Raw genomic sequence first — 26,677 nt, 5'->3', positions numbered from 1 at the left:
GGACTTTACTTGAATTTTTAACAATGATAAAAAAGACGACTGCGTTCCCCCGCAGTCGTCTTTTTTTATGTTACGCTGTGATCCAAGCTTCGTCAGCTGGATTTTTACGCCACTCTTGTAATTTTTTCGTTTCAGCTTGTCCGATCATACCTTTTTCTGCTGCAACTTCAGTTAATGCACTGTAATCACTTAAAGAATATGATGCTACGTTAGCTGCTTCTAATTTTTCTTTTCCTGACTCTAGCTCGTATGTGAAGATTGATACGATTCCTAATACTTCACAGCCAGCTTCGCGAAGTGCTTCTACACACGTAATTGCACTACCACCAGTTGAAATTAAGTCTTCTACTACTACTACTTTTTGACCTTTTTCAGCTTTTCCTTCAATTTGGTTCCCTTTACCGTGACCTTTTGCTTTACTACGTACGTAGCACATTGGTAAATCCATACGATCGCTTACCCATGCAGCGTGCGCAATACCAGCAGTTGCTGTTCCTGCAATAACTTCTACAGTTGGGAAGTGCTCTTTAATTAACTCTTCTAATCCAGCTGCAATCGCTTGACGTACTTTTGGATAAGATAAAGTTAAACGGTTATCACAATAAATTGGTGATTTCATACCTGAAGACCAAGTGAATGGATTATTCGGTTGTAAAAATACTGCTCCAATTTCTAATAAATGCGATGCGATTTCTTTTTTCATACTGTTACACCTTCCCACTGTTGTTTTACTGTTTTATACGCTTCAAGCGGATTTTCTGCTTTCGTAATACTGCGTCCAACTACGATGTAGCTTGAGCCAAGTTCCCTCGCACGTTTCGGTGTTGCTACGCGCACTTGGTCATTAACATCATCACTTGCAAGACGAATCCCCGGTGTTACTGTTACAAATTCATTTCCGCATACTTCACGTAATTTTGGAACTTCAAGTGTTGAACAAACAACGCCATCAAGTCCACTGTCTTTCGTTAATTTTGCATAATGAGCAACCGCTTCTTCTAACGTTTTCTCAATGCCAATCTCTTTTTTCATCATAGCTTCCGAAGTGCTTGTTAGTTGTGTAACTGCAATACAAATCGGTCTCTCTTTTCCTTCTTGCTTACCTTCCTCTAATCCCTCAATCGCAGCTTTCATCATGCTACTTCCCCCAGCAGCATGAACATTTACCATATCAACATCTAGACTAGCTAGGCTACGCATAGCGCTTTTTACTGTATTCGGAATATCATGAAGTTTTAAATCTAGGAAAATCTTATGTCCTTTTTCTTTTAAGTACGTAATAATTGCAGGGCCTTCTTTGTAAAATAACTCCATACCTACTTTGACAAATAACTCTTCCCCTTCAAAGTGGTGTAAGAATTGTTCTACTTCTTGTTTCCCTGGAAAATCTAGTGCAACGATTAACGACTGTGACATGTTTGCTTCCAGCTCCTTCCTTGACATTCCGAAATATGATCAAATCCTAATTCATCTAGTAATGCTGGTAACTCTTCAATAATTGTCGGACATACGAACGGATCGATAAAGTTCGCTGTACCTACTGCAACTGCGCTTGCGCCAGCGTAGAAGAATTCAATTACATCTTCCGCTGTTTCAATACCGCCCATTCCGATAATTGGAATGTTAACCGCTTGGCTTACTTCATGTACCATGCGAATTGCTACTGGCTTAATCGCAGGACCTGATAATCCGCCTGTACGGTTTGCTAAAATTGGTTTAGCTGTTTTTAAATCTAGACGCATACCAAGCAATGTATTAATCATCGTTAAACCATCTGCACCTGCATTTTCAATCGCTTTTGCAATTTCCACTATGTTTGCCACGTTCGGTGACAATTTCACGTATACAGGTACTTCAGAAACCTCTTTTACTCGCTTCGTTAAATCAGCAGCAATTTCAGGATTTGTACCAAAGGCGATACCACCTGTTTTTACGTTTGGACAAGAAATATTTAATTCTAGTGCATGGACATTAGGCGCTTTAGAAATTTCCTTCGCAACCGCTACGTAATCCTCAGCCTGTGAGCCTGCAACGTTCGCAATAATTGGAAGGTCAAATTGTTCTAACCATGGTAATTCCGAATTCATTACTTTGTCTAATCCCGGGTTTTGAAGTCCGATTGCATTTAACATGCCGCCTGGTGTTTCAGCAACACGAGGCGTTGGATTTCCATAACGTGGTTGTTCTGTCGTCGCTTTAATCATGATTGATCCTAGTACACTTAAATCGTAAAACTGTGCATATTCACGACCAAATCCAAAGCATCCAGATGCCGGTATAATTGGATTTTTTAATGATAATCCTGGTAATTCAACTTGCAATCTGTTCATAGTACAACCTCCCCGATTGGAAATACTGGTCCGTCGCTACACACCTTCTTGTAAGAATGTCCACTTGGATCTTCTTGTAAGTGGCATACACATGCGAAACAAGCTCCAATACCACAGCCCATACGCTCTTCTAATGAAATATATGCTTTTTTCTCTTTGTAACGTCCTTCTAATGCACGAAGCATCGCTAACGGGCCACATGAATAAAGAATGTCAAAGTCGATTCCGTAATTATCAATTACATCTGTGACAAATCCTGTTGTACCGTGTGTACCGTCTACTGTCGCAACGTACGTATCACCAAGTTCTGCAAATTTTTCTTCATAGAAAACAACATCTTTCGTTTGAAAACCTAAGATGTGAATCACACGTACACCCTTTGCAACGAGGCGCTGTGATAATTCATAAAGTGGTGGTACACCAATTCCCCCGCCTACTAGTAAAGCTGTTTGACCAGCTTCTGCCTCTTCTACAGGAAAACCGTGTCCTAATGGTCCTAGTACATCTATCATTTCACCTTGTTTTCTAGTTGCTAATGTTTTTGTCCCTTGTCCTTCGGCACGATATAGCATTGTAAATTCGTTCTTCTCTTGATCTACATTACAAATACTAATTGGGCGGCGCAGAAGGGGCGCAATGCCCTCTGCTACCTTAATGTGTACAAACTGCCCTGGTTCGTTCATTTGCTGTACTAACGTTCCTTGAAGCACTAATTCGTAAATGTTTTTTGCGATTTCTTTTTGGTTAACGACAATCATATTTTGCTTTTGCATCATGCATGTACCACCTCGTGACGCTTTGTTTGCGTAATTTCTTTCATTGAATGAGCTGAGAATGTCATAGATTCCAATACTCGTAAGATTGCTCTCGTTGTATCAAGTGATGTTAAGCAAGCCACACCATTTTCTACTGATTCACGGCGAATGCGGAAACCATCACGCGCTGGTTGTTTGCCTTTTGTTAATGTATTGATTACAAACTGTGCTTTTCCTTGACGGATAATATCAAGTAAGTTATAGTCTTCAGAATCAATTTTGTTTACCACTTGCACTGGAATATTTTGCTCTGCTAACGATTGTGCTGTTCCAGCTGTTGCTAATAAGTTATAACCGATTTCGTGGAAACGTTTTGCAATTTCCATTGCCTCTTCTTTATCTTTATCCGCTACTGTGATGATTACTGATCCGTGCGTTGGGATGTTAATTCCAGAAGCAACTAATCCTTTGTATAATGCTTTTTCAAGCGTTAAGTCTTTACCCATTACTTCCCCTGTTGACTTCATTTCAGGTCCTAATGTTGTATCAACTGAGCGTAGTTTCGCAAACGAGAATACCGGCGCTTTTACATATACTTCTTTCTCTTCTGGGTGATAACCAGTTCCGTATCCTTGCTCTACTAAGTCTTGACCTAAAATAACTTTCGTTGCAACATTCGCCATCGGTACGCCCGTAATTTTACTTAAGAACGGTACTGTACGACTCGCACGTGGGTTTACTTCAATTACGTACACTTGATCTTTGAATACTACGAACTGGATATTTAGTAATCCAACAATGTTTAAACCTTTTCCAAGTGCAATTGTATGTTCAATGATTTGTTCTTTTAGTTTTTCAGATAAGCTTTGTGGTGGGTATACTCCAATTGAGTCACCAGAGTGAACTCCAGCGCGTTCAATATGTTCCATAATACCTGGAATGAATACATTCTCACCGTCTGAAATTGCATCTACTTCAATTTCTTTACCAACCATGTAACGGTCAATTAATACCGGATGCTCTGCATGAACTTTAACTGCATTTTTCATGTAGTGCAGTAATTCTTCTTGACGATATACGATTTCCATCGCACGTCCACCTAGTACGTAAGACGGTCTTACTAATACTGGATAACCAATTTCTTCAGCGATTGCTACCGCTTGTTCTACAGTTGTTGCTGTTTTACCAACTGGTTGCGGGATACCAAGCTGTGTTAGAGCTGCTTCAAACTTATCACGATCTTCTGCGCGGTCTAAATCTTCAAGTGATGTTCCTAAAATTTTCACACCGTGTTCTTCTAATTTCGCCGCTAAGTTAATTGCCGTTTGTCCACCGAACTGAACGATAACACCTTCTGGCTTTTCTAAATCGATAATGTGCATTACATCTTCAATTGTTAATGGTTCAAAGTATAATTTATCAGAAATACTGAAGTCTGTTGAAACTGTTTCTGGATTGTTATTAACAATGATTGCCTCATATCCAGCTTCTTTAATTGCCCATACAGAGTGAACAGTTGCGTAGTCAAACTCAACACCTTGACCGATACGGATTGGACCAGATCCTAGAACTACTACACTCTTACGATCTGTTCTAACCGATTCATTCTCGTCACCATATGTGCTGTAGTAGTATGGTGTTGCAGATTCAAACTCTGCCGCACAAGTATCTACCATTTTATAAACAGGAGTTATATTGCTTTCTTTACGCATATCGTAAATTTCACGCTCTGTTTTATTCCAAGCTGCTGCAACGTAGTGATCGCTGAAGCCCATTTCTTTCGCAGTTTGTAGTACTTCCATATTTCCTACATTCGCTTTTACTTCACGTTCCATATTTACGATGTTTTCAACTTTTTGTAAGAAGAAGAAGTCCATTTCACACCATTCGTTGATTTCTTCTTTCGTTACACCTTGACGAATTGCTTCTGCTACAATAAACAGTCGCTCATCATCAGCTTTTATAATGCGTTTTTTCATTGTTTCTTTATCAAGTTCTTTTAAATGCTCTAACTCTAAGTGATAAACGCCAAGTTCTAAAGAACGAACCGCTTTTAATAATGATTGCTCTAAGTTACGTCCGATTGACATAACTTCACCAGTTGCCTTCATTTGTGTACCCAGTGTTCTGTTTGCTGATTCAAACTTATCAAATGGCCAGCGCGGAATTTTTGAAACAACATAGTCTAATGCTGGTTCGAAACAAGCGTATGTTTTTTGTGTTACTGGATTTATAATTTCATCTAATGTTAGACCGACTGCAATTTTTGCCGCTAGCTTCGCAATTGGATATCCAGTTGCTTTAGATGCTAGTGCAGATGAACGACTTACACGCGGGTTTACTTCGATTACATAGTATTGGAAGCTATGTGGATCAAGTGCAAGCTGAACGTTACATCCACCTTCAATTCCTAATGCACGAATAATTCGTAATGAAGTGTTTCGTAACATTTGATATTCACGGTCACTTAATGTTTGGCTCGGTGCTACTACGATAGAATCACCTGTGTGAACTCCAACTGGATCGATATTTTCCATATTACATACTACAATCGCGTTATCATTTGAATCACGCATTACTTCATATTCAATTTCCTTACAACCAGCAATGCTCTTTTCTAATAAACATTGTGTTACTGGACTATGTTTTAATCCACCTGATACGATTTCAATTAGTTCTTCTTCATTACTACAGATTCCGCCACCTGTTCCCCCCATTGTAAATGCTGGGCGAACAATAACTGGATATCCAATTTCTTTTACAAATTCATGTGCTTCTTCTAGCGTATGAATGATGGTACTAGATGGAATTGGTTCATTTAATTCCTGCATTAATGTACGGAATAAATCACGATCCTCCGCTTGCTCAATTGCTGATAATTTCGTTCCTAAAATTTCAACTCCACACTCTTCAAGTATGCCTGATTTCGCAAGTTCAACAGCCATGTTTAAACCTGTTTGACCACCTAATGTTGGTAAGATTGCATCTGGACGTTCTTTACGAATGATACGGCTTACGAATTCTAGTGTTAATGGTTCTATATATACTTTATCTGCTGTTGCAGTATCTGTCATAATTGTTGCTGGGTTAGAGTTAACAAGGATTACTTTGTAACCTTCTTCTCTAAGAGATTGACAAGCTTGTGTACCAGAGTAGTCAAACTCTGCTGCTTGCCCAATTACAATTGGTCCTGATCCGATTACTAAAATTGTGTTAATGTCTAGGCGTTTTGGCATAACTCTTCCCCTTCTTTCTTGAAGTTTTCAATCATTTCTAAGAAATCTTCGAATAAATCATTTGCATCTTCTGGTCCTGCTGAAGCTTCTGGATGGTATTGCACTGTAAATGCTGGGAACTTCGTATGACGAAGACCTTCTACTGTTCCATCATTTAAAGCGACATGTGTAATTTCAAGTTCTGTATTTTTAACTGATTCTTCTTCTACTGCGTAACCATGATTTTGAGATGTAATTGCTACTTTTCCAGTTGCAAGATGTTTTACTGGATGGTTTAAACCACGGTGACCGAATTTTAACTTACTTGTATTCGCACCAGATGCTAGAGCGAATAGTTGATGTCCTAAGCAAATTCCGAATAAAGGAACTTTACCGATAATGTCTTTTAACATTTCAATTGCTTCTGGTACATCTTTCGGATCTCCAGGTCCGTTACTTAACATAATTCCATCTGGGCTAAGGCGTAAAATTTCTTCTGCTGTTGTATTGTAAGGTACTACAATTACATCACAGTCACGTTTGTTTAATTCTCGTAAAATACCATGTTTCATTCCGAAGTCTACAAGTACAACTCGGTGTCCACGGCCTGGGCTTGGGTATGGATCTTTCGTTGATACGCGTTTCACGTGATCTGTAAATACTGTCGCTTTTAATTGGCTCACGATGTATTCTACATCTGCATCCATGTTACATAGACGTCCACGTAATGTACCGTATTGACGAATTTTTCTCGTTAATTTTCTTGTATCAATTCCTGCTAACCCTGGGATATTTCTTTCTTTTAAGTAATCATTTAACGAAATTTCATTACGGAAGTTTGATGGGTGATCACAAATTTCGTTTACGATTAAGCCATTTACAGATGGGTGAATCGATTCAAAATCGTCACGGTTAATGCCGTAGTTTCCGATTAATGGGTACGTGAATGTTACGATTTGACCGCAATATGATGGATCAGATAATGTTTCTTGATATCCAGTCATTCCTGTTGTAAATACAACCTCACCTGACTTTTCAATTTCGCCTCCGAAACCTTTTCCAATTAATACTGTTCCATCTTCTAAGATAAGTTGTCTTTTCATACTAATGCACTCTCCTTTTGCCATGCGATCTTACCACCAACGATTGTCATTACCGGCCATCCTTGGCATTTCCAACCTGCGAATGGTGTATTTTTTCCTTTTGATAAGAATGTTGTTGGGTCAATCTCTTCTTCTTGTTCTAAATCAATGATTGTAACATCAGCTGCTCTACCTTCTTTCAGGCGACCTGCTTCTAAGCCGAATGTATCAGCTGGCTTTTCTGTTAAGAATTGAATTAACTGCTCTAATGTAATAATTCCTTTTTTCACAAGGTTTGTGTATAGAAGTGGGAATGCTGTTTCAAAACCAGTAATTCCGAATGGCGCTCTTTCAATTCCTTGTGCTTTCTCTTCCGCTGTATGCGGTGCATGGTCAGTTGCGATCATATCGATCGTTCCATCTAGTAATCCTTCAATTAATGCTGCATGGTCTTCTTTTCCACGAAGCGGTGGGTTCATTTTAAAGTTAGGATCAACTGATGGGATATCATCTTCACATAACACTAGGTGATGTGGTGTTACTTCTGCTGTTACTTTAATTCCAGCTCGTTTCGCATCACGGATTACACGTACAGAACCTTTTGTACTTACGTGACATACGTGATAGTGACAATCTGCTGCTTCAGCAAGCAGTATATCCCTTGCAATATGTACAGATTCACATACTGATGGGATACCGTTTAATCCGTGTTTCTCAGAAAACTTCCCTTCATGTACACAACCTTTATTAATAAGCGTATTCTCTTCACAGTGCGCAACTACTGCCATATTTAATTTCGCTGCACGTTTCATAGCCGCTAACATCATGCTAGCATCTTGTACGCCTACGCCGTCATCTGTGAAAGCAAATGCTCCAAGTTCTTTTAATGTTTCGAAATCTGTCATTTCAGAACCAGCTTGACGTACTGTAATTGCTCCGTATGGTAGTACGTTGACATGCGCTTTTTCTTTAATACGTTTTTGCAGGTCTTCCATATGTTCTCTGCAATCTGGTACTGGGCGTGTATTTGGCATTGAGCAAATTGTAGTGAATCCACCTTTTGCCGCTGCTAGTGTACCTGTTTCAATTGTTTCTTTATGTTCACCACCTGGTTCACGAAGATGTACGTGTACATCTACTAATCCAGGTGCGATTAAATTTCCGTTCACTTCGATTACTTCAGCATTATCTGCCGTAATATTTTCTGCTACCTTAGCGATTTTACCGTCTTGTACGAGAAGATCTGTTGCTACGATTTTTCCTTCTTCATTCATATAACGACCATTTTTAAACAAGTAATTCATGTTTCATTCCTCCTAATACATTTGGTAAGGCGCGTTTTAGTACAGCCATTCTTACGTAAACTCCATTTTCCATTTGTTTAAATATGCGTGAACGCTCACACTCAACAAGTTCACTTGCAACTTCAACATCACGGTTTACAGGAGCTGGATGCATAATAATGCTTCCTTCTTTCATACGCTTTTCTCTTTCCACTGTTAATCCGTGTCTCTCATGATACTCTTTCATAATGTCTGTTTCATAATGATCATGACGCTCATGTTGTACACGAAGTAACATCATTACATCCACTTCTGGAACAAGTTCATCCAATGGTTTGTATGTTCCAAATGTGCTGTCTTCATCTTTCCACTCTTCTGGACTTGCAAAGTAAATTGTTGCACCCAGTTTCGTTAATGCTTCTGCATTAGAACGTGCTACTCGGCTATGACGAACATCTCCTACTATCGCAATCTTTAATCCTTCAAATCTCCCAAACTCTTGTTTAATTGTAAGAAGATCGAGTAGGCACTGCGTTGGGTGGTTTCCACATCCATCTCCAGCGTTTAAGATTGGGATATTTACCTGATCTTTTAGTTCATCGAAGTAGCGATCTTGCTCATGGCGGACGATCACCGCTTTTGTTCCGATTGATTCTAGTGTTCTTATCGTATCGTATAGAGTTTCTCCTTTTTGTACGCTAGATGCATCCGCTGAAAAGTTTAAAACATCTAGTCCTAATCTCTTCTCAGCAACTTCAAAGCTAAATCTCGTTCTCGTACTATTCTCAAAGAACAAGTTCGCAACAAAAGTTTGCTCTGTCGTTTTGCTCTCTTTTCCATTCGCGAAATCTTCTGCGTCTTTTAGGATTTCTGAAATTTCTACTTCCGATAATTCACTCATCGTTAACAAATGGCTCATCGTCATCCCTCATCTTTCTGATTTTTATGTTACCACTTTTGTATTTTTATAACAACATTTGTATAAAAATACCCTAGTCATGTAAGACTAGGGTGCAAGGAAGAAGCCACCCTTTTCTGTCTCACAGGACTGAATTAAAAGGTTATTATTATGAAGCAATCTGCTTAGGTTGTTTTATTTGTTTCGTTTCCGGTAGTAGTAGATTTAACAGTACACCTACAATTGCTGCTAGTGCCATTCCTTCTACTTGGAACGATTCTCCTACGTGAAGTACCGCTCCACCAATACCGATTACTAGTATTACTGATGCAATCATTAAGTTTCGTTTGTCACTTAAATCTGTTTTATCATCTACCATCATGCGTAATCCGCTTGATGCAATTACACCGAATAGTAAGATTGATACCCCACCCATAACTGGTGTTGGGATCGAATGAATCAGCGCAGAAATCTTACCGATAAATCCGAACATGATTGCGAATACTGCTGAACCGATGAATAAGTATACACTGTATGCTCTCGTAATTGCTAGCACACCGATGTTTTCACCATACGTTGTATTCGGTGGCCCGCCGATTAGTGATGCGATTAATGTTGCTACTCCGTCACCGAAGATCGAACGGTGTAAACCTGGTTTTTCAATTAAATCTCTTTTAATAACATTTCCAAGTACAATTTGATGTCCGATATGTTCTGATATTGTTACTAGTGCAACTGGTACCATCAAGAGTACAATCTTCCATGAAAACTCTGGTGTGTATGTGACAAATGGTACTGTGAAATCTGGTACAACAAACCATTTTGCCTCAGCTACCGGCTTTAAGTCTACTAGCCCTTGGAAGTAAGCGAAGATATATCCGCCGATAATGCCAAGTAACACTGGTATGATACTGAAAAATCCTCTTCCGAATATCGAGCATATAATTGTAATTGCTAATGTTACTAATGCTACTGAAAAGTGTATAAAGCTATATTTGCCATCCGCACCGTTCATCGCCATATTAACTGCTGTATGTGCTAACGCTAAACCGATTACCATTACTACCGGTCCAACTACGATTGGCGGAAGTAATTTCATAATCCACTCTGATCCTGATTTCTTAATTCCGAGTGAGATTAAGATGTACACAAGCCCTGCTAGCAAACCACCAAGCATTGCTGCTCCCGGTCCACCTGCCGTTTTCGCTGTTATAATCGGTGCGATAAAGGCGAATGATGATCCTAGATAGGCAGGTACTTGACCTTTCGTTATAAGAAGAAACGCTAACGTTCCTAATCCACTTGATATTAATGCTACTGATGGATTCAATCCTGTTAAAAACGGAACAAGCACTGTTGATCCAAACATCGCGAACAAATGTTGTATACTCAAAAATAACCATTTTCCCGGTTTCGGTACTTCATTAACGTCTAACACTGGCTTTTGTTCCATTGTTACATCCTCCTTCAGTTTAAATCTTTGCAATAAAAAAACTCTTTGTGCCTGTGCACAAAGAGTCCTACACTTTCGTATGCCAAATTTGACATATGAAAGCCAAGACCCTTTGGCAGCCTCACAGGACTACATTTAAAAGGGCTTTACTTATCGTATATGCTTACTCGATCTTGTTGATCTGTCTCTTGCAAATCAACTTCGATACGCTCTTCACTTGATGTTGGGATGTTCTTTCCTACATAATCAGCGCGAATTGGTAGTTCACGATGACCTCTATCAACAAGAACCGCCAGTTGGATTTGAGATGGTCTACCTAAATCCATAAGAGCATCCATTGCTGCTCGAACTGTTCTTCCTGTATATAACACGTCATCCACAAGGATAACTTTTTTCTTCGTAATATCTACAGGGATATCAGAACCTTTTACAAGTGGTTCTTTATTTTTGGATTGCAGTGTTAAATCATCACGATATAACGTAATGTCTAACTCTCCAACTTCCATTTCTTTTCCTTCAATTTGACCAATTCGTTCTGCCAAACGTTGTGCAATAAAAATTCCACGAGTTTTAATTCCGACAAGAACACAATTATCGACACCTTTATTTCGTTCCACGATTTCATGACTAATTCGTGTTAAAGCACGGCGAATCATTTGGTCATCTAAAACGACAGCTTTCTCTTGCATGCTCTACACCTCCAAGCTTTTTTTCTTGCGTGAGAGTAATGGTATAAAAAAAGTCCTCTCAGCGTGTGCGAGAGGACTTTTGAAAAAAGGGTACAGCATACCCTAAGTATTTCAAACCGTTACCTTCTCAACCTCACGGGGCTGTGTTAAAGGATCATTATTTAACTGTTGTCAGTATCTCAGTTTTCTTGTGATTTGTCAATACTATTTCCGTAAAATATTTAATGCTTCTTCAAATACTTCTGGAATCGGTGCCTCAAACTGAATATATTCACCAGTACGAGGATGATCAAAGCCTAAAATACCTGCATGAAGTGCTTGTCCATTCATATCTAACGTTTTCTTGGGACCATACTTCGGATCTCCTGCAAGTGGATAGCCAATATATTTCATATGAACACGAATTTGGTGCGTACGTCCCGTTTCTAAGCGACATTCTACAAGTGTAAAGTCTTTAAAGCGTTCTAACACTTGGAAGTGAGTAACAGCGTTTTTACCATTTTCATCAACTGTCATACTTTGACGCTCTTTCTTATCACGACCAATTGGTGCATCGATAGTCCCCTTATCATGCGGGATAACACCGTGCACAATTGCTTTGTAACGTCTTGTTACTGTTTTTGCTACAAGTTGATTTACAAGTGATTCATGCGCCATATCATTCTTAGCAACCATTAATAATCCAGATGTATCTTTATCAATACGATGCACAATACCTGGACGCATTACACCGTTGATACCTGATAAATCTGTACAATGGTGCATAAGGCCGTTTACAAGCGTACCACTTGTATGTCCTGGCGCTGGATGTACAACCATACCACGTGGTTTATTTACAACAAGCACATCTGCATCTTCATAATAAATTTCTAAATTCATATCTTCTGGTTGAATATCTAACGCTTCTGGATCAGGAATCGTTACTGTAATTTCATCTTCTTCTTTTACTTTATAATTCACTTTTACTGCTTTCCCGTTTACTGTCACAACATCATCTTTAATCCATTGCTGTACTTGTGAACGTGACCATTCGTTATTTATTCCTGCAACGAATTTATCAATTCGCTCATTTTTTTGCTCTTCTACAACTGTTACTTGTACTACTTCACTCATTCAATTACTCCTTCGCTTTCTTGCCTTCTAATAATGTTTGAATAATAATTAATACAACACCAATACATAACGCTGAATCAGCTATATTGAATACTGGATAGTTGTACGAGAAAATATACACGTGAATGAAATCCACTACTTCTTGTCTAAATACACGATCAATAAAGTTACCAATTGCCCCGCCTAAAATTAGGCCTAACGAAATACCTAGAAGCTTGTCTGTTTTCGCATACTTTTTCATATAAAATACGATAAACACTACAAAAACAACTGTAATAATGTAGAAGAACCACATTTTATTTTCTAAAATACCCCAGGCAGCGCCTCTATTTCGATGTGATGTTATGTATAATACATTGTCGATAATTGGAATACTCGTACCCAATTCCATGTTCTTTACAATTAACCACTTCGATATTTGATCGATAGCAATGACAAATAACGCTATTACATAATATATCATTTTCATTTCCCCCACAAAGACAGTGTACCTCAAAATTTTAGCATAGCTGCTACCTTTTCACAATGAACCTTTATAGAAGAATAAAATAAATTAAAAAAAGGTAATATAATATCGTTGTGCGTATTCATACATTTACCTTTTCATAGAAAAATTCATGAATTGTTCGGGCAGTCGGCATTGTTTTCATTTGCTTTGTCGAAATTAATCTCCCGGTCTCTTCACAAATACCGTACATGTCTATTTCCATTTTAAATAATGCACGTTCTACATCCTTTAAATCCTCTTTTATATCATGTAATAGCAATTTTTTCTTTATCTCTTCCTTAATTTCATATCCAAGCTCTTGGCTGAACTCGACATCATATTTGTGCATTACTTCTTTAGCTAGTCTCTCTTGCAACTCTTTTCTCATCAATTGCAATTCTTCTTTTATTTCCATGTAGATTTCATTCACGTGTACATTCCTCCTAGCTGTAATGTACAGTTAGTGTGTCCGAAATTTATTTGCTTACCTCACACACATTTTTCCTTCACAGGAAAGAGCCTGAAAGTTATTTTGATATATCATCAAAATAAAAAACTGACTGCATAAATAGCAGTCAGTTTTTTATTATTTTACATAGTTTTCTTTCACAACTGTTGCACAACGCTCACATAATGTTTCATGTTCAGCATCTTTACCAATTGTTTCTGAAACTACCCAACAACGTTCACATGTTTCACCAGTTGCTTGAGCAACAACAACCGCTGTATGTTCATACTTCGGTGCATCTGCTGGCGCTTCTTCCATCATACCACCAAGTTTATACTCAGAAACGATGAATAATTGCTTTAAGTCTTCGCTAATAGACTCTAACATAGCTTTCATTTCTGCAGTTGGATATAGCGTAATGCTTGCATTTAATGACTTACCGATTACTTTTTCATTACGAGCTACTTCTAGTGCTTTTAACACGTCATCACGTAATGTCATAAATGCATCCCATTTTGTTTTTAATGCTTCCGCGTCATCTAATTGTACAGCTTCTGGCATATCAGTTAATTGTACACTTTCTTCTGTTACGCCTGGAATGTATGGCCATACTTCATCAGCTGTATGCGGTAAGATTGGTGTTACAAGTTTCGTTAACGCAACAAGAACATCATATAATACAGTTTGAATTGCACGACGATCTTCTTGGTTTGCACCTTCAATGTATAAAATATCTTTTGCAAAATCTAAGTAGAATGAACTTAAATCAATTGTACAGAAGTTATGAATTGCATGATACACAGCAGCGAAATCGTATGTCTCATATGCTTCTTTAACTTTTGTAATTAAGTCATTTAATTTCACTAACATGTAACGATCTACTTCACGAAGCTCAGCTACAGCTACTGCATTTTCACTTGGCTTAAAGTCGTCTAAGTTTCCTAATAAGAAACGGAATGTGTTACGGATTTTACGATACACTTCTGCTACTTGTTTTAAAATATCATCTGAAATACGTACGTCAGATTGATAGTCAACAGAAGATACCCATAAGCGTAAGATGTCTCCGCCTAATTGATCCGTGATTTTCTTCGGTACGACGATGTTTCCAATCGACTTACTCATTTTACGTCCTTCACCATCTAGTACGAAACCGTGGCTTAGTACGCCTTTATATGGAGCTTTACCTGTTACAGCAACTGCTGTTGATAATGAAGAGTTAAACCAACCACGATACTGGTCAGATCCTTCTAAATATAAATCAGCTGGACGCTGTAAATCTTCGCGCTCTTCTAATACAGCTTGGTGAGAAGAACCTGAATCGAACCATACATCCATGATGTCTGTTTCTTTACGGAATTCGCCATTTGGGCTACCTGGATGTGTAAATCCTTCTGGTAATAGATCTTTCGCTTCACGCTCAAACCATACGTTAGAACCGTGTTCACGGAATAAATCTGCTACATGGTTAATTGTTTCATCTGTAATAATTGGATCGCCATTCTCAGCATAGAATACCGGAATTGGCACACCCCATGCACGCTGACGAGAAATACACCAGTCACCACGGTCACGAACCATATTATGAAGACGAGTTTCTCCCCATGCTGGTACCCATTTTGTTTCCGCTACAGCTTCTATTAATTCTTTACGGAATGCTTCAATAGATGCAAACCACTGTGCTGTCGCACGGAAAATAATTGGTTTTTTCGTTCTCCAATCATGTGGGTATGAATGCGTAATGAATGTTAGTTTCAGTAACGCGCCTACTTCTTCTAATTTTTCTGTAATTGGCTTGTTAGCTTTATCATAGAATAAGCCTTCAAATCCAGGTGCTTCATTTGTTAATACACCTTTATCATCAACTGGGCAAAGTACTTCTAATCCATACTTTTTACCAACAACGAAGTCATCTTCCCCGTGTCCTGGTGCTGTATGAACACAACCTGTACCTGCATCTGTTGTTACGTGATCTCCTAGCATTACTAATGAATCACGATCGTAGAATGGATGTTTTGCAACTGTGTACTCCAGTTCGCTACCTTTTACTGTTTTCACAACTTCAGCATTTTCCCACTCTAACGTTTTTGCAACTGTCTCAAACAGCTCAGAAGCAATGATATATTTCTCATCATTTACTTTTACAATGCTATATTCAAGCTCTGGGTGAACAGAAATACCTAAGTTTGCAGGTAATGTCCAAGGTGTTGTTGTCCAAATGATGTACTTTTCATCACCTTCTAATACGTTCTTTCCATCTTTTACAGGGAATGCTACGTAAATAGATGCTGATTTTTTATCTTGATATTCAATTTCAGCTTCTGCTAAAGCAGATTCACTCGTTGGAGACCAGTAAACTGGTTTTTGACCTTTATAGATATAACCTTTTTTCGCCATGTCACCAAACACTTTAATTTGTTGTGCTTCATAAGCGGGCTCTAAAGTAATATATGGATTATCCCAATCTGCACGTACACCTAGACGCTTAAATTGTTCACGTTGACGTTCTACTTGTTCATATGCATACTCTGCACATAACTTACGGAACTCAGCAACTGTCATTTCTTTACGCTTTACACCTTTATTTGTTAAAGCTTGTTCAATTGGTAAACCGTGCGTATCCCATCCTGGAACATATGGCGCACTAAAACCAGTCATTGATTTATAACGAACAATAAAGTCTTTTAATACTTTATTTAATGCATGTCCCATATGAATGTCACCATTCGCATATGGAGGTCCATCATGCAATACAAATAAAGGACGACCTTTTGTATGTTCTTGTACTTTTTCGTAAATATTCATTTCAGCCCATTTTTCTTGCATTGCAGGCTCACGTTTTGGTAAGTTCCCACGCATTGGGAACTCTGTTTTCGGCATCAGTAATGTATTTTTGTACTCCATGCTCAATTCCTCCTTACATGTATATAAGAAATACTTAAAAAACGGAATAAAAAAGAGACTTTCTCATCCCAAAAAGGGACGAGAAAGTCTCCCGCGGTACCACCCTAGTAGATCATATACATATGTATAGAATCCTCTTATATTCTTAACGCGAATACACGCCTACGCTTACTCTATTTGTTCAGCGCGGAACTCCAGGGTGATATTCCCACTATCTCCTTATCCTGAGCTTACACCGTCCTCAGTTCGCTATATAAGGTTTGAAAAGGTACTTATCCCTATCTTCGTTTTTCTTAATAAATATGTTGTTTAAAATTATATGTAATAATGAGAAAAACGTCAAGCTTACACTGTTTCTTCTTTTTTCAACAGTTCATCTACTTCGTCTTCTAACTCAATTAGTTTATCCCAATCATCGTTGTTTAACATTTCAAGCTGTGTTTCTAATAACATACGGAAACGAGTTCGGAATACTTTCGCTTGTTTCTTTAACTCTTCAATATCAAAAGCAACTTTTCTTGATTTTACTAATGCTTCGTTAATAATACGATCAGCATTCTTTTCAGCTTCACGCACAATTAATTTCGCTTCTTTTTGCGCATTACGTTTTACTTCTTCCGCTGCTTCTTGCGCAACAACGATAGATTTGTTTAACGTATCTTCAATATTAGAGAAATGATCTAACTTCCCTTCTAACTGCGCAACTTTTTCTTCTAAAGCTTTTTTCTCACGAATGACCAATTCATAATCTTTGATAATTTGATCAAGAAACTCATTTACTTGATCTTCATCATAGCCACGGAATCCGCGACCAAATTCTTTGTTATGAATATCTAATGGTGTTAACGGCACAACGCCACCTCCAAGTAGTTATCTAAATTTCCTCTTTCAATTATATCTTTTCTTCGACAAAATAGGAGGATTTCCTTCTAAAAAACCAATCATTTTAGTATACCATACAAAATTCTCCATTTGTCGCGTTTTGTTCTACCTTCTACAGAAAATAATTTACTTCGACCATATCCTCTAACAGAGAAAACGTCTCCTGGATAACATTCATAAGAAGTTTGTTCCACTATTTTCCAATTAACTTTTACTAAACCATTTTTAATGAAAGGTTGTACTTTCTGTCTAGATAAATGTAACATTTCAGCTAACATAACATCTAAACGAAGTGAAGAAACCGTTCCAGATTTCTCCTCCCACGTTTCATGTATCTGTAGAATTTGTTCTCCTTGTACTGCTGATAAGGAGACTTTTACTTTTCCTATTGCTTGTAAGTTCATCTCAATGTACGATACGATTTCTTTCGCAACTACAATTTGGGCACGATTTTCTTGCAGCAAAATATCACCACATTTTTCTCTCGTTAAACCAAGAGACATAAATGTACCTAATATTTGCCTATGTTCTAGCGTATAAAACTTGGAAGGATAGTCAATTTCTAATACTTCTACTTGAAATTCTTCTTCATTTAATTCTAGATAGTCTGGATAAATGAGTGCTCTTTTACGCTCTGCATTAGGCGTTGCACCACCAAATTGCACAGCAACATCTCCTTGTCCAATTACCATAGAAACAATTTGTTGCTGTCTTGGATCAAGGAAATCTGTTAATTTCACTTGATGGTACTCCGCCGTTCGCTTCCACTCTAGCACTTTATCTACAAAGACCTCTTCATCAGGCCTAAAATGTTCGTAAATGCTCATGTATTTAACCTCTTACTATAAGAAATAGCCGAACAAGCTGAACAAACCACTTTTAGCAAGTTTTAACGCAAAAATCGCAACGAGTGGAGAAATATCAATCATACCCAGCGGCGGAATAAATCTGCGGAATGGTTCTAAATACGGTTCACAAATTCGCGCCAAGAACTCTCCAAAAGATGATTCCTTTGCACCAGGAAACCATGATAGGAGAATGTAAATAATCAGTGCCCACGAGTAAATCTCGATAGCAGAACTTAACACCATTAAAACTGTTGTCATGGCGTATTACCACCTCTTTATATTTGTTTCTTCTTCTTCACCGAATAACTCTGAAATTGCACCAACAATATCAACATTTTCAGGTGTACACATAAATGTTTTCGGTCCTATTTTTTGAATGTCCCCGCCTATAGCGTATACAGTACCACTTAAAAAGTCAACGATACGTACCGCTTGATCAGTAGACATTCTCTGCAAATTAATTACAACAGCTCGTCTACCTTTTAGGTGGTCCGCAATCCCTTGCGCTTCCGAATATGTGCGTGGTTCTAATAAAACAACTTTTGAAGATTGTTTTGCTGTTTCAATACTCACAACATTTTGCTTCGGTTGCGCTTTCGGAAACGTAACATCTTGTTGTTCTGGTGGATCTTGCTGCTTTTTCATGTCTGTTTGCTCCTTTTCATAACCATATTGAGCTGCTTCTTTTTCTTCCGGTGTATCAAAAAAGAAGTATTTTACTTTTGACCAACTCATAATAAGATTCTCCTTCCTTTTACGCTTTTCCTACTAAAATCGTTCCCAAACGAATATATGTAGCCCCTTCTTCAATTGCAATCGTGTAATCGTTGGACATTCCCATTGATAATTCTTTACATGGCGCATGTAATAACTCTAGCTCCTGCACCTCTGTTTGTAGCATACGTAATTCCTTAAAACAGCGTCTGATTTCTTCCTCTTCTTCTGTAAATGGAGCCATCGTCATTAGTCCGACCACTTCAATTTTATCGAATTCTTGCAAACTTTGAATAAAAGAAACAACCTCTTCTATTGCCAATCCTTGCTTCGATTCTTCAGATGAGGTTTTCACTTGAATAAAGCATTTCACTTTCTTATCAGCACGTTTCTGAATTTCTTTCGCCAGGGAAAGACGATCTAACGAATGTAAATAATCAATTTCATTAATGATTTCTTTTACTTTTCTCGTTTGTAATGAGCCAATAAAGTGCCAATTAACTTTTGAACCGAAATGCTCGTATTTCTGTAAGAAACCTTCATTTCTATTTTCACCTAAATCGATAATTCCAGCTTCAATTACTTCGTTTGTTTTTTCAATCCCTACAGTTTTTGTCACTGCAACAAGTTTAATATCTTGCAACGAACGTCCAGCTCGAGCGCAAGATTCTTTAATAGCTTCGTTTACAATCACTAAATTTTCTTGTACTGTCACTTGCTTCCTTCCTCCTTAAAACCTATGAAACTCAACATTCTTCCTGTCTTACCTTGATCACGACGATGAGAGAAAAATAGTTGCTCTTCACAGCTTGTACAAAGAGATGACATTACAATATGCTCTTCTTTTATGCCTGCTTGTACACATAATATACGATTAATTTCTTTTAAATTAATTGCGTACTGCCCGTCAGAAATTTTTTGATGAGGAACAGCACCGCTAACTACTTCCTGTGCTGCTGTTAATACACGATCATCCACAACATAACAACAAGATCCGATCGACGGCCCAATTGCAACATGAATTTCATCACTTGAAATACCTTCTGCATTCCACTTTTGAATCATTTCCTTTGCAATCTCTTGTACAGTGCCTTTCCATCCAGCATGCGCAAGTCCTATCATACCATGTGATGGTGCATAAAAATAGAGCGGAACACAATCCGCGTAACAAGACGTTAACAGAACATCTTCATTACTCGTATAAATGCCATCTGTTTTTGAAATGCCGTCCTCATATGAATAGACGCCACTTCCTTTTTCCTGTTGCCCTACTTTTTCAACATGATGAGCATGAACTTGTTCAGAGCAAATCCAGTTTTCTAATGGTTTTTGTAACTTATTTGCTAAAATGCGTCTGTTTTCATGAACGTTCTCCACGATATCATTCACATGTAATCCTAAATTCATCGCATGAAAGGAGCCCGTACTTATCCCACCATCTTTTGTCGTAAATCCAGCAGTAATGTTTCCAAGTTCTTTCCACGCTTGTAAATACAGTATACCGTCCACATATTTAAATGGTTCTCTCATAATAAAGCGGCTCCTTTTAATTAAAATAACAGAAAAAAGCATGGTACTTCCTGTCTATTTTACCATACTTTTATTTTTTCATAATCCTAACAGAAAAAAAAGAGGAATTTGTAATATTCTTTATGAAATTGTCGGTGTTTGTATTGATTCTGTTACAGAATTAACAGGATTTACTCTTACAAGTATGACATCTTCCCCAATTTTCACAATTTCCTTCCAAGGAATTACAATCTCAACATCTTTTCCAAAAATACCTAGCATACGTGTCTGTTTGGAAATAATAACAGAACAAATTTTCCCTGTGTTCATATCAATTTCAATATCTCCAATATTCCCAATCCTTTTTCCATCTGAAATATTTATAACATCCTTCATCTTTAACTCTGAAATTCGTATCACCATTTTTATCCTCTCCCTTATATGACGAATTGGAAACTGTTTCTCATATTTACAGGAAGCCACCTATACGAAACACCATGCTAGTTTCATTATATGAACACTAATCCCCTACTATGAGCACAAACCATATTACATATAAAAAGGTCTCACCATAATTGGTGAGACCTTATCCTTGAATCGTTTTATTCATTTGTTTAATGGCTGACTTCTCTAAACGTGATACTTGCGCTTGGGAAATCCCAATTTCTTCTGCAACTTCCATCTGTGTCTTTCCTTGGAAGAAACGTTTTCTAATAATCATTTTCTCTCGATCATTTAAACGCTTCATTCCTTCTTTTAATGCTAATTCTTCAACCCACTGCTCGTCCTTTTGTTTTTCATCACTTAACTGATCCATAACAAAGATAGGATCTCCTCCATCATTATAAATCGGTTCAAATAATGAAACCGGGTCTTGAATCGCATCTAAAGCAAATACTATCTCTTCATGAGTTACTTCTAGCACTTTTGCAATATCCATTGCTGTTGGTTCTTTTGAATTTTCTGCAATCAACTTTTCTCTTACTTGCAAAGCTTTATACGCAATATCTCGCAATGAGCGCGATACGCGAATTGGATTATTATCACGCAAATATCTGCGTATTTCCCCAATAATCATCGGCACAGCATACGTTGAAAATTTTACATTTTGGCCTAAATCAAAATTATCAATTGATTTCATAAGTCCAATGCAACCAACTTGAAATAAATCGTCAACATATTCTCCTCTGTTATTAAATCTTTGGATGACGCTCAGTACAAGACGTAAGTTTCCATTCACTAATTTTTCTCTTGCGCTTATCTCTCCACTTTGCATTTCACGAAATAATTTACGCATCTCTTCATTTTTTAATACTGGAAGTTTAGCTGTATCAACACCGCAAATTTCTACTTTGTTTCTCGTCAAAGTGTTCCCTCCTATCGGGAGTTGCTGTACAGTGTAAAGTATTTCCTTTGAAGGGGATTTTATGCATATGGTTTTTTCACGATTTTTTATTTAAATTATCTTTCCTAATACAACTAAATAGAATAAGACCAGCCTACATAACGGCTGGTCTTATTCTTCACACCATTTTATTAAATTCTTTTCGTAATCTTTTTATAATTCTTTTTTCTAAACGCGAAATGTATGACTGTGAAATCCCAAGCATATCCGCCACATCTTTTTGCGTCTTTTCCTCTCCTCCAGCAAGACCAAACCGAAGTTCCATAATTTGTTTTTCACGATCATTTAATTGGTGTAATGCTTTCATTAAAAGGTGACGATCTACAGTAGCTTCTAAATCTTTTGTAATAATATCATCATCTGTACCTAACACGTCAGACAACAACAGTTCATTCCCATCCCAATCAATGTTTAGCGGTTCATCAAAAGAAACTTCTGAACGATTTTTGTTATTTCGACGTAAATGCATTAAAATTTCATTTTCTATACAACGCGATGCATATGTTGCTAATTTTATTTTCTTTTCTGGATTAAATGTATTTACCGCTTTAATAAGGCCGATTGTTCCTATACTAATCAAATCTTCAATATTTATCCCTGTATTTTCAAACTTTCTTGCTATATATACAACGAGCCTTAAGTTACGTTCAATAAGTAATGACCTTGCTGCCTGATCTCCCTTTGGCAATTTATTCAAAAGAACTTCCTCTTCTTCTTTCGTTAACGGTGGTGGCAACGCTTCACTTCCACCAATATAATAAATTTCATCGGTCTTAATTCCTAATTTCAGCAATACTTTATACCAAAGGTATACTAAATAAAATTTTAATTTCATCATATTATCCCGCCTCTCATTATTAAGCGATCACCATTTTTTGTGAAATCAACATTTTTGGATGCACAATACATTGATACTCCCCATTTGTAGACAGTTGTTGTGTATTTAATCCAATTAATACTTTGTTTACAACAATAGAACTACCTTCATGATCAACTTGCACACTGTCAGGCTTAATTGCCCACAAAAATTGACTTTCTACTCCTACTGCACGGAAAGGAATTAAACGTAATTTTGTCGCCCAACCAGAATCATTTTCTGGTATTTGAGGAATTTCTGTTTTGGAATAAATTTGTTCTGTTAACCAAGATGGTAAGCAATGTTCTAATGATGAAACATGCATAATCATAACGGGTGTTTTTGTTAATGGATCGTAAAGTTGGTTCCCACTGTCAATAAGACCTGCCAGTTCTAGTTCTTCTTCGGCCAATTGAATTTTTACTTTCACAATTTGGTCATAGTGTATTTTCGTGACCTCTACGCTTTCAATACGCTTTTTAGAAAAATAATAAATTACCGGAAAACCAAAAATAACAAATAACCAACTAATTGGATCGCCGTAAGAAATTGACTGAGATTGAACCAATCCATTTACCATTTCATTCGTTTGCAAAAAGAAATGAGTTCCAATTAATCCTCCGCCAACCATAAAGGTTACAAAGTAAAAAGTAAAAACAGTCTGTGCATAATTTCTAAATGTTGTAAACCCAAATGCTGTATACACAATAAGTAACGAGTACAGTAGTTTCATAATTGGATGTGTCATCATAGAAGCAAAAGGAGTAAAGGCAAAAATAACAATAGTTGAACCTATAAATGCCCCTAACACAAGCCTCCATCTTTTGATTTTCTTTTTTAACACGGTAGCTGTTAATAAAAGCAAAAGAAAATCAATGCAGGCGTTTAACAACCAAACAACGTCGGCGTAAACAACCAAACAATTCACCTCTTTTTTCAAGTTGAGACTAGTATAATGCATATCCAATAGGAAAGTGTGTCAATTTGCGGAGGTGTTTTTTTGTTATTTTGTGATTTCTAGACATAATCTGTCGGTAAAGAATAAAAGTACAAATTCATAGAATGATATACTCTTATTTTCACCAACAAAATATATTGAAATATACGAAATAAAAAAAGACCTGCTTAGCAGGTCTTTTCCATTTAAAAAACAAAAAAGGAGCATGAAAGCTCCTTTTTTTATCGTCTACGACGGTTACGTAAAAATGCTGGAATATCGATATCATCTGAATCTGAATGACGTTCATGTACAACTGGCTCTTCACGCTTCATTTCACGTTTTACTTCACGTTGTTTTGAAGGTTGAGCTACTGGTTGTTGCTGTTGTTGCGTGTGGTTCGCATTCGGACGAATAATTGGTTTTGGTGGTTGAGTTGCAATGCTATCATCAAAACCAGTTGCAATTACAGTTACAACGATATCATCTTTTAATCCTTCGTTAATAACAGAACCGAAGATCATATTTACTTCTGGATCTGAAGCTGAGGCTACGATATCTGCCGCTTCTTGTACTTCATATAAACTTAAGTTAGCGCCACCCGTAATATTCATGATAACACCTTGAGCTCCATCAATAGATGTTTCTAGTAATGGACTAGAAATCGCTTTTTTCGCAGCTTCTGCAGCACGATTTTCCCCGTTACCAGAACCAATACCCATTAAAGCAGAACCTCTATTAGACATAATTGTCTTTACGTCTGCAAAGTCTAAATTAATTAAACCTGGCGTTGCAATTAAATCCGAAATACCTTGAACACCTTGACGTAATACGTTATCAGCTTCACGGAATGCTTCTAACATTGGCGTATTTTTATCAACGATCTCTAATAAGCGATCGTTTGGAATTACAATAAGAGTATCTACATTTTCTTTAAATGCTGCAATACCAGATGCTGCTTGCGTTGCACGTTTACGTCCTTCAAAAGTAAATGGACGTGTTACAACACCAACTGTTAAAGCACCTAATTCTTTTGCAACTTGAGCAACAACTGGAGCTGCACCAGTTCCAGTTCCACCGCCCATACCAGCAGTTACGAAGACCATATCCGCACCACGAAGTGCTTCTTGGATCTGTTCTTTACTTTCTTCTGCAGCTTTTTTCCCTACTTCAGGGTTTGCGCCTGCACCAAGTCCACGCGTTAATTTTCCACCAATTTGCATTTTTGTTTCAGCTTTTGATAGATTTAATGCTTGTGCATCAGTGTTCACAGCGATAAAGTCTACACCTTGTACACCGTGTTCAATCATACGGTTTACAGCATTGTTTCCGCCACCGCCGACACCGATAACTTTTATATTCGCTAATTGATCTTGAGTAGTATCAAACTCTAACATGTCGAAATCCCCCTAGAACCTCATTTTTCGTGTCCAATTTTAATCCCATAAATAACGGAATACACGTTTTACTTTTGACATCATACGGTCATCATTTTGATTATTATTGTTTTGATTACGAGTTTTTTGTTTCGCAGGTTGCTGTTGTACCGGCGTTGGTGCTGGTGCTGGTACTGTTTCAAAATGCTCTTGCTTTTCCTGCACATTTTTCCCACGTAATTTAGCTTTTTGATAAGAATGTTTAATTAATCCAACTCCGCTTGTATATTGGGGCTCACGCACACCAATATAATCAGGAGTTGCTACACGAACATTTTCATGTAAAATATCATATGCAAGATCAAGAACACCTGGCATAGAAGCAATTCCGCCAGTTAGTACATAACCAGAAGCCACTTGCTTTACTCCTAACTTACGCACTTCATCTTGAACAAACATTAAAATTTCCTCTACACGAGCCTCTATTATATCCGATAATTCCAACTGAGAATATTGTTCTGTTTGATCACTTCCCATAATAGGAACCGTAAACATCTCTTCTTCAGATGCTGTATCATAAAAAGCATGTCCATATTTCAACTTAATTTGATCTGCATTTTCTGTTGAAGTTTTCAACCCAATTGCAATATCCTTCGTTATATGGTCTCCACCTAATGGTAATACGCTCGTCGCTTGTAACTCTCCGTCTTTAAAAATAGATAAAGTTGTAGATCCTCCCCCCATATCAACAAGGGCTACTCCTCTATTTTTTTCATCTGAAGATATAGCAACTGTTGCAGCCGCTAAAGGTTGAAGACAAATATCAACAATTTCAAGACCTGCTTTTTCTACACAACGAAGTAGGTTATGTAGTAAAGTTCTCGAGCCTGTAATAAGTGTGCCTTCCATTTCTAATCTTACACCGATCATCCCGCGTGGATCGTTAATCTCGTCAAGACCGTCTACGATGAACTGTCGAGGTACCACATCAATAAACTCACGTTCTGGAGCAATTGACACAACTTGTGCTGCATCTAGAACGCGTAAGACATCTTCATTCCCGATTTCACGATCTTCATTTGAAACAGCGACTACTCCGTGACAAGGAAGTAGCTGTACCTGGTTTGCATTGACACCTACTACAACTTGCTCAATGTGGATTCCCACCATACGCTCAGCTTGTTCAATTGCTTTTTTAATTGATCGAACAGTCTCGTCTATATCAACTATCGATCCCTTCTTTAAACCATTTGATTTTACATTTCCAACACCAATAATGTTTAAGCTGTCATTAACCATTTCACCAATGATGACTTTAACATTGGATGTACCGATGTCAAGACTAACATATATTTCATTGCTGTTCATTCTTTGGCACCTCCTTCTTTATTTATACCATACAACTCAATATATGGAACAACAATCGCAACTTTACTATTTATAAGAAAAATATTCAACGTCTTTATACGTTTCCCTTTTTTAACCCTATATTT

At 37.5% G+C, this 26,677-nt stretch carries 26 protein-coding genes and 1 other annotated feature; all 26 genes read right to left on the bottom strand.

Going from position 1 to position 26,677, the window contains the following annotated elements:
- Positions 1-70: 70 nt before the first annotated feature.
- On the bottom strand, positions 71-703 hold the full coding sequence (pyrE, locus tag N2V92_RS15465; protein ID WP_016077300.1) for an orotate phosphoribosyltransferase: 633 nt from the start codon (positions 701-703) through the stop codon (positions 71-73).
- Positions 700-1,416: an orotidine-5'-phosphate decarboxylase gene (pyrF, locus tag N2V92_RS15460; protein ID WP_000083509.1), complete on the bottom strand. Its 717-nt coding sequence runs from the start codon at positions 1,414-1,416 to the stop codon at positions 700-702. The genes pyrE and pyrF overlap by 4 nt, the downstream gene beginning before the upstream one ends.
- Entirely contained in the window at positions 1,401-2,330 is a 930-nt protein-coding gene (pyrD, locus tag N2V92_RS15455) for a dihydroorotate oxidase B catalytic subunit (protein ID WP_001081049.1), read from the bottom strand. Before pyrD ends, pyrF begins: the two co-directional genes overlap by 16 nt.
- Positions 2,327-3,106: a dihydroorotate oxidase B electron transfer subunit gene (gene pyrK, locus N2V92_RS15450; RefSeq protein ID WP_016077299.1), complete on the bottom strand. Its 780-nt coding sequence runs from the start codon at positions 3,104-3,106 to the stop codon at positions 2,327-2,329. Before pyrK ends, pyrD begins: the two co-directional genes overlap by 4 nt.
- Positions 3,103-6,321 carry a carbamoyl-phosphate synthase large subunit gene (carB, locus tag N2V92_RS15445; protein WP_001126139.1) on the bottom strand — a complete coding sequence of 1,073 codons (3,219 nt, stop codon included), beginning with the start codon at positions 6,319-6,321 and terminating at the stop codon, positions 3,103-3,105. Before carB ends, pyrK begins: the two co-directional genes overlap by 4 nt.
- Entirely contained in the window at positions 6,306-7,403 is a 1,098-nt protein-coding gene (locus tag N2V92_RS15440; protein WP_000828669.1) for a carbamoyl phosphate synthase small subunit, read from the bottom strand. The genes carB and N2V92_RS15440 overlap by 16 nt, the downstream gene beginning before the upstream one ends.
- The gene (gene pyrC, locus N2V92_RS15435; protein WP_042595567.1) at positions 7,400-8,686 is read right to left on the bottom strand and encodes a dihydroorotase; all 1,287 of its coding nucleotides are present in this window, start codon (positions 8,684-8,686) and stop codon (positions 7,400-7,402) included. Before pyrC ends, N2V92_RS15440 begins: the two co-directional genes overlap by 4 nt.
- Positions 8,670-9,584: an aspartate carbamoyltransferase gene (gene pyrB / locus N2V92_RS15430; protein WP_000018846.1), complete on the bottom strand. Its 915-nt coding sequence runs from the start codon at positions 9,582-9,584 to the stop codon at positions 8,670-8,672. The genes pyrC and pyrB overlap by 17 nt, the downstream gene beginning before the upstream one ends.
- A 148-nt stretch (positions 9,585-9,732) precedes the next feature.
- Complete coding sequence (uraA, locus tag N2V92_RS15425; protein WP_000435925.1) at positions 9,733-11,016, bottom strand: uracil permease; 1,284 nt, start codon at positions 11,014-11,016, stop codon at positions 9,733-9,735.
- 146 nt (positions 11,017-11,162) lie between these two features.
- Positions 11,163-11,705: a bifunctional pyrimidine operon transcriptional regulator/uracil phosphoribosyltransferase gene (pyrR, locus tag N2V92_RS15420; protein WP_001156491.1), complete on the bottom strand. Its 543-nt coding sequence runs from the start codon at positions 11,703-11,705 to the stop codon at positions 11,163-11,165.
- A 204-nt stretch (positions 11,706-11,909) separates the two neighbouring features.
- Positions 11,910-12,818 (bottom strand): RluA family pseudouridine synthase, encoded by a 909-nt coding sequence (locus tag N2V92_RS15415; protein ID WP_000005854.1) that lies wholly within the window; start codon positions 12,816-12,818, stop codon positions 11,910-11,912.
- Between the two features lie 4 nt (positions 12,819-12,822).
- The gene (lspA, locus tag N2V92_RS15410; protein ID WP_000642180.1) at positions 12,823-13,281 is read right to left on the bottom strand and encodes a lipoprotein signal peptidase LspA; all 459 of its coding nucleotides are present in this window, start codon (positions 13,279-13,281) and stop codon (positions 12,823-12,825) included.
- Positions 13,282-13,405: 124 nt separating this feature from the next.
- A complete protein-coding gene (locus N2V92_RS15405) occupies positions 13,406-13,735 on the bottom strand; it encodes a molecular chaperone DnaK (protein ID WP_001002956.1) in 330 nt (109 codons plus the stop codon).
- Between the two features lie 156 nt (positions 13,736-13,891).
- Entirely contained in the window at positions 13,892-16,657 is a 2,766-nt protein-coding gene (ileS2, locus tag N2V92_RS15400) for an isoleucine--tRNA ligase (protein WP_042595571.1), read from the bottom strand.
- 71 nt (positions 16,658-16,728) lie between these two features.
- Positions 16,729-16,951: a binding site (T-box leader), on the bottom strand.
- A 51-nt stretch (positions 16,952-17,002) separates the two neighbouring features.
- On the bottom strand, positions 17,003-17,509 hold the full coding sequence (gene divIVA, locus N2V92_RS15395; protein WP_001131611.1) for a septum site-determining protein DivIVA: 507 nt from the start codon (positions 17,507-17,509) through the stop codon (positions 17,003-17,005).
- Positions 17,510-17,598: 89 nt separating this feature from the next.
- A complete protein-coding gene (locus N2V92_RS15390; RefSeq protein ID WP_016077296.1) occupies positions 17,599-18,366 on the bottom strand; it encodes a YlmH family RNA-binding protein in 768 nt (255 codons plus the stop codon).
- Positions 18,367-18,381: 15 nt separating this feature from the next.
- Positions 18,382-18,645: a YggT family protein gene (locus N2V92_RS15385; RefSeq protein WP_000214323.1), complete on the bottom strand. Its 264-nt coding sequence runs from the start codon at positions 18,643-18,645 to the stop codon at positions 18,382-18,384.
- Positions 18,646-18,651: 6 nt separating this feature from the next.
- Entirely contained in the window at positions 18,652-19,122 is a 471-nt protein-coding gene (locus N2V92_RS15380; RefSeq protein WP_000119129.1) for a cell division protein SepF, read from the bottom strand.
- A gap of 19 nt (positions 19,123-19,141) precedes the next feature.
- Positions 19,142-19,816, bottom strand: coding sequence for a YggS family pyridoxal phosphate-dependent enzyme (locus N2V92_RS15375; protein ID WP_000218005.1), 675 nt, complete (start codon positions 19,814-19,816; stop codon positions 19,142-19,144).
- On the bottom strand, positions 19,813-20,631 hold the full coding sequence (pgeF, locus tag N2V92_RS15370; protein WP_001209008.1) for a peptidoglycan editing factor PgeF: 819 nt from the start codon (positions 20,629-20,631) through the stop codon (positions 19,813-19,815). Before pgeF ends, N2V92_RS15375 begins: the two co-directional genes overlap by 4 nt.
- Positions 20,632-20,751: 120 nt before the next feature.
- Entirely contained in the window at positions 20,752-21,033 is a 282-nt protein-coding gene (locus N2V92_RS15365; protein WP_016077295.1) for a YlmC/YmxH family sporulation protein, read from the bottom strand.
- A gap of 163 nt (positions 21,034-21,196) precedes the next feature.
- Complete coding sequence (gene sigG / locus N2V92_RS15360) at positions 21,197-21,976, bottom strand: RNA polymerase sporulation sigma factor SigG (RefSeq protein WP_000197755.1); 780 nt, start codon at positions 21,974-21,976, stop codon at positions 21,197-21,199.
- A 157-nt stretch (positions 21,977-22,133) separates the two neighbouring features.
- Positions 22,134-22,853 carry an RNA polymerase sporulation sigma factor SigE gene (sigE, locus tag N2V92_RS15355; protein ID WP_000976948.1) on the bottom strand — a complete coding sequence of 240 codons (720 nt, stop codon included), beginning with the start codon at positions 22,851-22,853 and terminating at the stop codon, positions 22,134-22,136.
- A gap of 19 nt (positions 22,854-22,872) precedes the next feature.
- Positions 22,873-23,790 carry a sigma-E processing peptidase SpoIIGA gene (gene spoIIGA / locus N2V92_RS15350; RefSeq protein WP_000261975.1) on the bottom strand — a complete coding sequence of 306 codons (918 nt, stop codon included), beginning with the start codon at positions 23,788-23,790 and terminating at the stop codon, positions 22,873-22,875.
- 260 nt (positions 23,791-24,050) lie between these two features.
- Positions 24,051-25,205 (bottom strand): cell division protein FtsZ, encoded by a 1,155-nt coding sequence (gene ftsZ / locus N2V92_RS15345; protein WP_000888984.1) that lies wholly within the window; start codon positions 25,203-25,205, stop codon positions 24,051-24,053.
- A 39-nt stretch (positions 25,206-25,244) separates the two neighbouring features.
- Positions 25,245-26,552 carry a cell division protein FtsA gene (gene ftsA / locus N2V92_RS15340; protein ID WP_001087559.1) on the bottom strand — a complete coding sequence of 436 codons (1,308 nt, stop codon included), beginning with the start codon at positions 26,550-26,552 and terminating at the stop codon, positions 25,245-25,247.
- Between the last annotated feature and the right edge of the window lie 125 nt (positions 26,553-26,677).

The organism is Bacillus sp. CH_48 (assembly GCF_038008465.1).
In the GTDB taxonomy this organism is placed as follows: domain Bacteria; phylum Bacillota; class Bacilli; order Bacillales; family Bacillaceae_G; genus Bacillus_A; species Bacillus_A thuringiensis_S.
The sequence above is the reverse complement of the archived record's forward strand: the minus strand, read 5'-3'. Positions and strand labels throughout refer to the sequence as shown.